This window comes from Bacillus sp. K2I17 (genome assembly GCF_002209985.1).
GTDB lineage: Bacteria > Bacillota > Bacilli > Bacillales > Bacillaceae_G > Bacillus_A > Bacillus_A wiedmannii.
Genome location: NZ_NJGF01000009.1, coordinates 181,804 through 191,073, shown reverse-complemented (window position 1 = coordinate 191,073; position 9,270 = coordinate 181,804). Strand labels below are relative to the sequence as shown.

9 protein-coding genes are annotated in these 9,270 nt (G+C 38.9%); 5 read left to right on the top strand and 4 right to left on the bottom strand.

The window, feature by feature from the left end; all coding sequences use genetic code 11:
- Both CER22_RS13760 and CER22_RS13755 read right to left on the bottom strand, forming a co-directional pair.
- A partial coding sequence (locus tag CER22_RS13760; protein WP_142293480.1) for a collagen-like repeat preface domain-containing protein occupies positions 1-1,458 on the bottom strand: 1,458 nt, incomplete at its 3' end.
- Between the two features lie 113 nt (positions 1,459-1,571).
- Positions 1,572-2,537, bottom strand: a complete 966-nt coding sequence (locus tag CER22_RS13755) for a tyrosine-type recombinase/integrase (RefSeq protein WP_088608941.1) — start codon at positions 2,535-2,537, stop codon at positions 1,572-1,574.
- Between the two features lie 265 nt (positions 2,538-2,802).
- On the opposite strand from CER22_RS13755, the gene spoVK reads away from it, so the two are divergent.
- Positions 2,803-3,759: a stage V sporulation protein K gene (gene spoVK, locus CER22_RS13750; RefSeq protein WP_087982006.1), complete on the top strand. Its 957-nt coding sequence runs from the start codon at positions 2,803-2,805 to the stop codon at positions 3,757-3,759.
- Between the two features lie 30 nt (positions 3,760-3,789).
- On the opposite strand, the gene CER22_RS33060 is transcribed toward spoVK, so the two are convergent.
- Together CER22_RS33060 and CER22_RS13745 are read right to left on the bottom strand one after the other, a co-directional pair.
- Positions 3,790-3,927 (bottom strand): hypothetical protein, encoded by a 138-nt coding sequence (locus CER22_RS33060; RefSeq protein WP_165775587.1) that lies wholly within the window; start codon positions 3,925-3,927, stop codon positions 3,790-3,792.
- 99 nt (positions 3,928-4,026) lie between these two features.
- The gene (locus CER22_RS13745; protein WP_000312270.1) at positions 4,027-4,650 is read right to left on the bottom strand and encodes a trimeric intracellular cation channel family protein; all 624 of its coding nucleotides are present in this window, start codon (positions 4,648-4,650) and stop codon (positions 4,027-4,029) included.
- Positions 4,651-4,742: 92 nt separating this feature from the next.
- On the opposite strand from CER22_RS13745, the gene hflX reads away from it, so the two are divergent.
- From hflX to glnA, 4 genes are all read left to right on the top strand, one after another.
- Positions 4,743-6,017, top strand: a complete 1,275-nt coding sequence (gene hflX, locus CER22_RS13740) for a GTPase HflX (protein WP_141555657.1) — start codon at positions 4,743-4,745, stop codon at positions 6,015-6,017.
- Complete coding sequence (locus CER22_RS13735) at positions 6,010-7,281, top strand: methionine gamma-lyase family protein (RefSeq protein ID WP_000460307.1); 1,272 nt, start codon at positions 6,010-6,012, stop codon at positions 7,279-7,281. The genes hflX and CER22_RS13735 overlap by 8 nt, the downstream gene beginning before the upstream one ends.
- A 175-nt stretch (positions 7,282-7,456) precedes the next feature.
- The gene (glnR, locus tag CER22_RS13730) at positions 7,457-7,846 is read left to right on the top strand and encodes a transcriptional repressor GlnR (protein ID WP_000656785.1); all 390 of its coding nucleotides are present in this window, start codon (positions 7,457-7,459) and stop codon (positions 7,844-7,846) included.
- A gap of 48 nt (positions 7,847-7,894) precedes the next feature.
- Positions 7,895-9,229, top strand: a complete 1,335-nt coding sequence (glnA, locus tag CER22_RS13725) for a type I glutamate--ammonia ligase (RefSeq protein WP_000135338.1) — start codon at positions 7,895-7,897, stop codon at positions 9,227-9,229.
- The last annotated feature ends 41 nt before the right edge of the window (positions 9,230-9,270 follow it).

Genomic DNA, 9,270 nt, shown 5'->3' with positions numbered 1-9,270 from the left:
GTTACCTTGAACGCCTTGAGGTCCAGTAGCACCAGTGGCACCAGTGTTACCTTGAACACCTTGAGGACCAGTGGCACCCGTGGCACCAGTAGCACCAGTGTTACCTTGAGGTCCTTGAGGACCAGTAGGTCCAGGAGGCCCACCAGAAGGTCCGGTAGGTCCGGTAACTCCTATACCAGTGGCACCGGTAGCACCTGTGTTACCTTGAGGCCCAGTGGCACCAGTAGCACCCGTGTTACCTTGAGGTCCCGTGGCACCGGTAGCACCTGTGTTACCTTGAGGCCCAGTAGCACCCGTGTTACCTTGAATACCTTGAGGTCCAGTGGCACCAGTAGCGCCCGTGTTACCTTGAACGCCTTGAGGTCCCGTGGCACCGGTAGCACCAGTAGCACCTGTGTTACCTTGAACGCCTTGAGGCCCAGTGGCACCAGTAGCACCCGTGTTACCTTGAGGCCCAGTGGCACCAGTAGCACCCGTGTTACCTTGAATACCTTGAGGTCCAGTGGCACCAGTAGCACCCGTGTTACCTTGAGGCCCAGTGGCACCAGTAGCACCTGTATTACCTTGAACACCTTGAGGTCCAGTAGCACCAGTAGCGCCCGTGTTACCTTGAACGCCTTGAGGTCCAGTAGCACCAGTAGCGCCCGTGTTACCTTGAACGCCTTGAGGTCCAGTGGCACCAGTAGCGCCCGTGTTACCTTGAGGCCCAGTGGCACCGGTAGCACCAGTAGCGCCTGTGTTACCTCGAGGCCCAGTGGCACCAGTAGCGCCCGTGTTACCTTGAGGCCCAGTGGCACCAGTAGCGCCCGTGTTACCTTGAGGTCCGGTAGCACCAGTAGCGCCCGTGTTACCTCGAGGTCCGGTAGCACCAGTAGTGCCCGTGTTACCTCGAGGTCCGGTAGCACCAGTAGCGCCCGTATTACCTCGAGGTCCGGTAGCGCCAGTAGCGCCTGCTGGCCCAGTAGGCCCAGTAGGCCCGGTAGGTCCTTTAATGAATGAAGCAGAATTAACTAGAGCGGTTTGTAATGCTGCTATTAATTTAAGAAGCTCTTGAAGTGTGCAAGGGTCGATTCGGAATAGTTTTGTAATGTATAGTAAATAATTAATTAGATTTTGAAGCTCGATAAATACAGCGCTTGCTACGAAGGTTGGATTTTTTAATATAGTTATTAAGTTTTTAATAATAGCTAACCCTTGTGCTTTCAGGGAGGAAGTAGCGTCTAGTGAACAAATAAATTTACTTAGTAGGTTCAATGTATCGATTAGATCTTCAATGTTTTGAGGAGATGGATTTGCGAAAAGTTTTGGGATTGTTTTTGTTAAATCAATAATGATTGCACGGAATGTTCTAAGTTGTACCTTAGTAACTGGGATTGATGGGGTATTTGGGATTCGTCCGGCGCTACTTGGAAAGCATGGTTTGGAGAATTTGTTCTGACTGTCGTTAAAATGAGACATTAAATCTCTCCTTTCTCATGAGGATATGAACGAAACTCATCATAGTAGATGCAAAAATTAGTTAAATGGTCATAGTAAAATCGTTTGTTTAAAGAAAAAATAGAAAAAACGCCTTATCGTAAGGCGTTTTTTCTATTTTCTGCGTATTGATAATATCGTTTTAGTGAAACTTTTGATTTGAATCCAGCTAGTTTTATAATTTCTGACTCCGGAGTTTCTTTTTTTATTAAGTTTAAAATATAGGTGTTACGAAAGTGTTGTCCTGAGATTCCTTTGCGTAAATTAGCTCTAGATACTTCAAGGCGAATCATTTTTTGGATAGCGATTTCTGTTAATCCCTTCGGTGCATCATTTTCGTATACCCATCTGTATGTTCCACGATTAAAATCAAATGCGATAAATAATGGGTCATGGCTATGATATTTTGGACGAACGGGTTCAGGGATGCTTTTGTAATAAGCATATAGTTGTTTTTTGTCTTCGTTAGTTAATGTAATTGTTCTTTCTACCCCTGCGGTTGCTGGGATAGATAATGTGTTAGTTTCAAAGTGGACGTGATGCAGAGTTAATGCTGTAAGTTCCTGTAAGGATAATCCATAGTCGATTAATAAGTTTAAAATAACGATATTACGATCTATCAATAAAGGGCGCACAGGACGTTGTTTTTCTGAAAGTCCTTCCAATGAAGAGACTATATGTTTTAATCTTTTTTCCTCATCAGATGAAATGAAATCTTCATCGCGAAGCCTGCGGTCTGGTTGGATAGAAATTTCCATATTCTTTAATGGATTAGGGATGTTTAGAAAGTGATGCATTCTATTTAATACAATAAATACACGGTGCATCGTTTTCTCTGAGTAATGTCGATTCTTTTTTAAGTCGAAAAAATAATCTTCATAGTCTTTTGTACAAAGTGTAGCCCATATATTACTGGAAGGGAGCTTTTTGTTTTTTTTTAACCAATGTCCGAAATCTTCAATGTCATAAACATAACGTTTAATGGTTGAAGGTTTTCGGCCTTTATTCAATAAAAAAATAGAAAAGGCTTGTATTGTATCATGGAATTCCGTTGTCTCCATAGTCCCACCACCTTCATTATTTCTTATATTATAGCAAACTTTTCTGAAAATAGTCATTTGCAAGGGAGACAGGAATAATAATATTTGGTGAGTGGATAAAGCGAAATTTTAATCAGTGGGATTTTGTTAATCCATCGCTGATCATTAGCCTGCACCAATCGGGCATTTACGGGCAATTATCTGCCGCCTAACTTCCTAATATTTGCTGAATTTTGAGGTGGGAGTCTTACTGCTCGCAAATAGCGGGATAAAATGAGGTGATTGTATGGAACAATCGATGCGAAAGAAAAATAATAATCAAATTAATATTGTGTTAAATCATCGAAAGAAAATTTCTTTACCAGCCGCAGAAAATAAAACAGTAATTTCAAATGAAACTACTACGAAACATGAGATGCTGCAAAGAATTGAAGAAGAAATGGGAAAGCTTATTGGGATGGATGATATAAAAAAGATAATAAAAGAAATATATGCTTGGATTTATGTAAATAAAAAAAGACAAGAAATAGGGTTAAAGTCTGAGAAGCAAGTACTCCATATGTTGTTTAAAGGGAATCCAGGTACAGGGAAGACAACTGTTGCTAGAATGATAGGGAAATTGTTGTTTGAGATGAATATTCTATCAAAAGGGCACTTAGTTGAAGCTGAACGTGCGGATCTTGTAGGAGAGTACATCGGTCATACAGCTCAAAAAACAAGAGATTTAATAAAAAAAGCAATGGGAGGTATTTTGTTTATTGATGAGGCGTATTCATTAGCCCGAGGGGGAGAAAAAGATTTTGGGAAAGAAGCAATTGATACACTCGTAAAGCATATGGAAGATAAACAACACGGTTTTGTATTGATATTAGCCGGATATTCAAGAGAAATGAATCACTTTCTTTCATTAAATCCAGGTCTGCAATCACGTTTTCCGTTTATAATTGAATTTGCGGATTACTCAGTAAATCAGCTGTTAGAAATAGGGAAGAGGATGTATGAAGAACGTGAATACCAGTTATCGAAAGAGGCTGAATGGAAATTTAGAGATCATTTACATGCCGTAAAGTACTCATCGCAAATTACATCGTTTAGTAATGGAAGATATGTACGGAATATTGTTGAAAAATCGATTCGTACACAGGCTATGCGGTTGTTGCAAGAGGATACGTATGATAAATATGATTTAATTGGGATATCAAGTTGTGATTTGATGCTTGAAGAGGAGACGCACAGTACGTAAACTGTGCGTCTGTTCTTTGTATAAGTGCTTTTACTCTTTTTTTGCTTTTTCTTGATAAGATTTATGGAAGTGTTCCATTTTAGCGCTTTTTTCGTGTGCAGAATTAGGATCGTGTCCAATTTGACCTACTGAGCTTTTTTGAGCGCCTTTATTAACATGGTTTGTCATTTGTATTCACCTCGCTTTGAGGATTAGTATAAACATTATGTAAAGAAAAACTCATTAGAAAAGAAAAACCTCTTTACGATATGTAAAGAGGTTAGATTGCTATTTATGCATTGAACGTTCTTTTGTATCGATACGTCTATGCGGTAAATGCCATTTGTAATGAATAGAAACCATGCGGAAGCAAACAATTAAAATGAATAAGGTATATAGAGCCCAATCGCTAACAATAATTTGAGCGCCGATTAAGAAACCTGCTAGAATCGTCCAAAAGGCATATACTTCAGCTCGAAGGACGAGAGGTTTTCTGCGGGCTAAAAGATCGCGGATGATACCACCGCCAATACCAGTTAAAACAGCTGCTACGATTGTAGCGCTAATTGGTAAATTTAATTTTTGAGCATATAATGCTCCTTGTACGGCGAATGCTGATAAGCCAATAGCATCAGTGATATTTTCCCACTTTTTCCAATGTCTAATTAATTTATTAGGAAAAAGAAAAATAATCGTCATTGATAGTAGTGCGATTTGGAATAACATGTCTTGTTGCCAAAACGCGACAATCGGATAACCGATTAATAAATTACGAAGGGCACCTCCCCCAAATGCGGTTGCCATTCCTAAAATATACACCCCGAAAATATCATAATCCTCTTCCATTGCAACAATGGCTCCGCTTAGTGCGAAAGCGATTGTGCCTATGATGCTAAAAATCTCCCATGCCATGAATTTTCTCCCCCGCTAACTAGATGAAATGTGCTTCCTCTGCTATTATATTAGAAGGTTTAAATTTCGAAAAGGATGAGTGAACATATTTGATGGAAGAAAAAGAAAAAGTCATATTAGTAGGCTGTCAATTGCCACAAGATGATGATGAAAAGTTTATGCATTCCATGAAAGAGCTTGCATCGCTAGCGAAGACTGCACGAGCAGAATTGTTAGTGTCTACAACGCAAAAACGACCGAAGTTTCATCCGGCGACCTATATAGGTAAAGGTAAATTAGAAGAGCTTACAATGTTAACGGAAGAATTAGAACCGGATGTTATCGTATTTAATAACGAATTAACGCCGAGTCAAATTCGGAATTTATCCTCAGTATTAGATGCGAGGGTGATTGATCGAACGCAACTAATATTAGATATTTTTGCGCAACGTGCGAAGTCGAGGGAAGGTAAGCTTCAAGTAGAATTAGCTCAGTTGCAATATACAATGCCACGTCTTATGGGGCAAGGATTGTCTTTATCACGTCTTGGTGGTGGTATTGGAACGAGAGGGCCGGGTGAGACGAAACTTGAGACGGATCGTCGTCATATTCGATCACGCGTTGATGAAATAAAGAAACAACTTGCAGTTGTTGTGGAGCATCGAAAAAGATATCGTGAGAGAAGAAAAGATAATAAAGTATTTCAAGTTTCATTAATAGGGTATACGAATGCGGGAAAATCTACACTGTTTAATAGATTGACGGAAGCAGATACGTTTGAAGAAAACTTGTTGTTTGCAACGCTAGACCCGACGACAAGGAAGATGCCGTTACCTTCAGGTTATACAGTATTACTAACTGATACGGTGGGCTTTATACAAGATTTACCTACGTCATTAATTGCTGCTTTTCGTTCGACATTAGAAGAAGCTGGTGAAGCGGATGTTATTTTACATGTAGTTGATTCAGCGGATCCTAATTATGTAGGGCATGAGAAAACAGTAAAACAATTATTGTCAGAACTTGAAATTAATCATATTCCTATTATTACGTTATATAATAAAAAAGATGAATTACATCAAAACTTTATTCCGTTTCCGAAAAGTGACTTCTTAATGACTAGTGCCTTTGAACAAAGTGATTTATTGCATATAAAAGAAGCGATAGAAACGAAAATGAAGGAAGAAATGAATCGTTATCAAGTGGAAATTCCACCGAGTGAAGGTAAGTTGTTAACGCTATTAAAGACGGAGACGCTATTAACAAAGATGGAGTTTCTGGAAGATAAATTTGTATATAATTGCGTGGGGTATATTTTTGCTCATTCATCGCTTAATGTGCAATTAAAGAGATTTTTAGTGGAAGAAGGAGAAAATAAAAATGTTTGATCGTTTGAAAAATGGAGAAAAAATTGCTCCAATCGTAAAAGAAGTAGAGAGCCAGATTACAGAAGTACATAAACGCGCGGATGAAGTAATTGAAAGCAATCAGTTTCGAGTGTTAGAAAGTTTCCGTAAACATAAAATTAGTGACTCGCATTTTATTCCGACGACAGGTTACGGTTATGATGATATTGGCCGTGATACGTTAGAAAAAGTGTATGCGGATGTATTTGGAGCGGAAGCTGGTCTTGTTCGTCCGCAAATTATTTCAGGTACTCATGCTATTTCTACAGCGTTATTCGGTGTTTTACGTCCGGGAGATGAGTTATTGTACATCACTGGCAAACCGTATGATACATTAGAAGAAATCGTTGGTGTACGCGGAAAAGGTGTAGGTTCATTTAAAGAATATAATATTGGTTATAATGCAGTTCCGCTTACTGAAGAGGGGCTTGTTGATTTTGGAGCTGTTGCGACTGCAATTCATAGTAATACGAAGATGATTGGGATTCAGCGCTCAAAAGGTTATGCTACTCGTCCATCGTTTACTATTTCTCAAATTAAAGAGATGATAGCATTCGTTAAAGAAATTAAACCTGATGTTGTTGTGTTTGTAGATAACTGTTATGGTGAGTTTATTGAAGAGCAAGAACCATGTCATGTAGGTGCAGATTTAATGGCAGGTTCGCTTATTAAAAACCCTGGTGGTGGAATTGTTAAAACTGGTGGTTACATTGTTGGTAAAGAACAGTATGTTGAAGCGTGTGCATATCGTTTAACATCTCCGGGAATCGGTGCGGAAGCAGGGGCATCTTTATACAGTCTGCAAGAAATGTATCAAGGTTTCTTCTTAGCGCCGCATGTAGCGGGACAAGCGCTAAAAGGTGCGATTTTTACAGCTGCATTTTTAGAGAAGTTAGGAATGAATACATCACCAGCATGGAATGCACCAAGAACAGATTTAATTCAGTCTGTTCAATTTGATGATAAAGATCGTATGATTGCATTCTGCCAAGCGATTCAATATGCATCTCCAATTAATTCTCACTTCACTCCATATGCCAACTATATGCCGGGTTATGAAGATGATGTAATTATGGCTGCGGGAACGTTTATTCAAGGTGCAAGTATTGAATTGTCAGCTGATGGTCCAATTCGTCCGCCTTATGTTGCTTACGTGCAAGGTGGATTAACTTATTCACATGTGAAGATTGCGATTTGTTCTGCAATTGATGCGTTAATTGAAAAAGAATTATTAACAATTTCTTAAGGGGAAGCTGTCGATTTCGACAGCTTTTTTCGTGTGAAAGTAATGATTAATCTCATTAGAAAAAAGAATGAAAAAATTTATAAAAAAATCATGTAAGAAAAGCTAACATCTATTGACACTAAACATAACATGGTATAAAATGAGAAGCAGTTAAGGCGAAGGAGGAACTGAAACAATGAAAGAAGATAGACGTTCTGCCCCGCTGTTTCCTATTGGTATTGTTATGGATTTAACACAATTATCTGCACGTCAAATTCGCTACTATGAAGAGCATAATCTTGTTTCTCCAACCCGTACAAAGGGGAATCGTAGATTATTTTCATTTAACGATGTAGATAAGTTGTTAGAGATTAAAGATTTATTAGATCAAGGCTTGAATATGGCTGGTATTAAACAAGTGTTACTAATGAAAGTAAATCAAACAGAAACAGTGAAAGTAAAAGAAGAAACGAAAGAAATTTCAAAAACTGAGCTTCGCAAAATACTTCGAGATGAACTACAACATACAGGTAGATTTAATCGGACTTCATTGCGACAAGGTGACATTTCAAGGTTTTTTCACTAAAGATAACTGATTCTGAAGGTGTTTAGAGGGACTAAGGAGGAATTTATAATGGCTAGGTACACAAGAGAAGATATTTTCCGTTTGGCGAAAGAAGAGAATGTAAAGTATATCCGCTTACAATTTACGGACCTTTTAGGAGTAATTAAAAACGTAGAAATTCCAGTGAGCCAATTAACAAAAGCTCTTGATAACAAAATGATGTTTGATGGATCTTCTATTGAAGGTTTCGTACGTATTGAAGAATCTGATATGTACTTATATCCAGATTTAGATACTTGGGTAATTTTCCCTTGGACAGCTGAAAAAGGAAAAGTAGCTCGATTAATCTGTGATATTTACAATGCAGATGGCACTCCATTTGATGGCGATCCACGTAACAACTTAAAGCGTGTATTAAAAGAAATGGAAGCATTGGGATTCTCAGATTTCAATCTTGGACCAGAGCCAGAATTCTTCCTATTTAAAGTAGATGAAAAAGGAAATCCAACATTAGAATTAAACGATAACGGTGGATACTTCGACCTTGCGCCGATGGATCTAGGGGAAAACTGTCGTCGTGATATCGTTCTTGAACTTGAAGAAATGGGCTTTGAAATTGAAGCGTCTCACCATGAGGTTGCTCCAGGGCAACACGAAATTGACTTTAAATATGCAAATGCAATTCGCTCATGTGATGACATTCAAACATTCAAACTTGTTGTAAAAACAATTGCTCGTAAACACGGTTTACACGCAACATTTATGCCAAAACCATTATATGGTGTGAACGGTTCAGGTATGCACTGTAACTTATCACTATTCAAAAATGGTGAGAACGTATTCTTCGATCAAAACGGTGACTTACAATTAAGTGATGATGCTCGTCACTTCATCGCAGGTATTTTAAAACATGCACCAGCATTTACAGCGGTAGCAAATCCAACTGTAAACTCTTACAAGCGTTTAGTACCTGGATACGAAGCTCCTTGTTACGTAGCATGGTCTGCACAAAACCGTAGCCCATTAGTACGTATCCCTGCATCTCGTGGTATTAGTACACGCGTAGAAGTACGTAGTGTTGACCCAGCTGCAAACCCATATTTAGTAATGGCTACATTATTAGCAGCAGGTCTTGATGGAATTAAAAACAAATTAACTCCACCAGCTGCAGTAGACCGTAACATCTATGTAATGACAAAAGAAGAGCGCGAAGAAGCAGGTATCGTTGACTTACCAGCAACATTAGCGCAAGCATTAGTTACATTACAATCTAATGAAGTAGTATGCGGTGCACTAGGAGAACATTTACTTGAGCACTTCATCGAAGCAAAAGAGATTGAGTGGGACATCTTCCGCACGCAAGTTCACCAATGGGAACGCGATCAATATATGTCTCTATACTAAGAGAGAAAAAAGCCTTGATACTACGGTATCAGGGCTTTTTT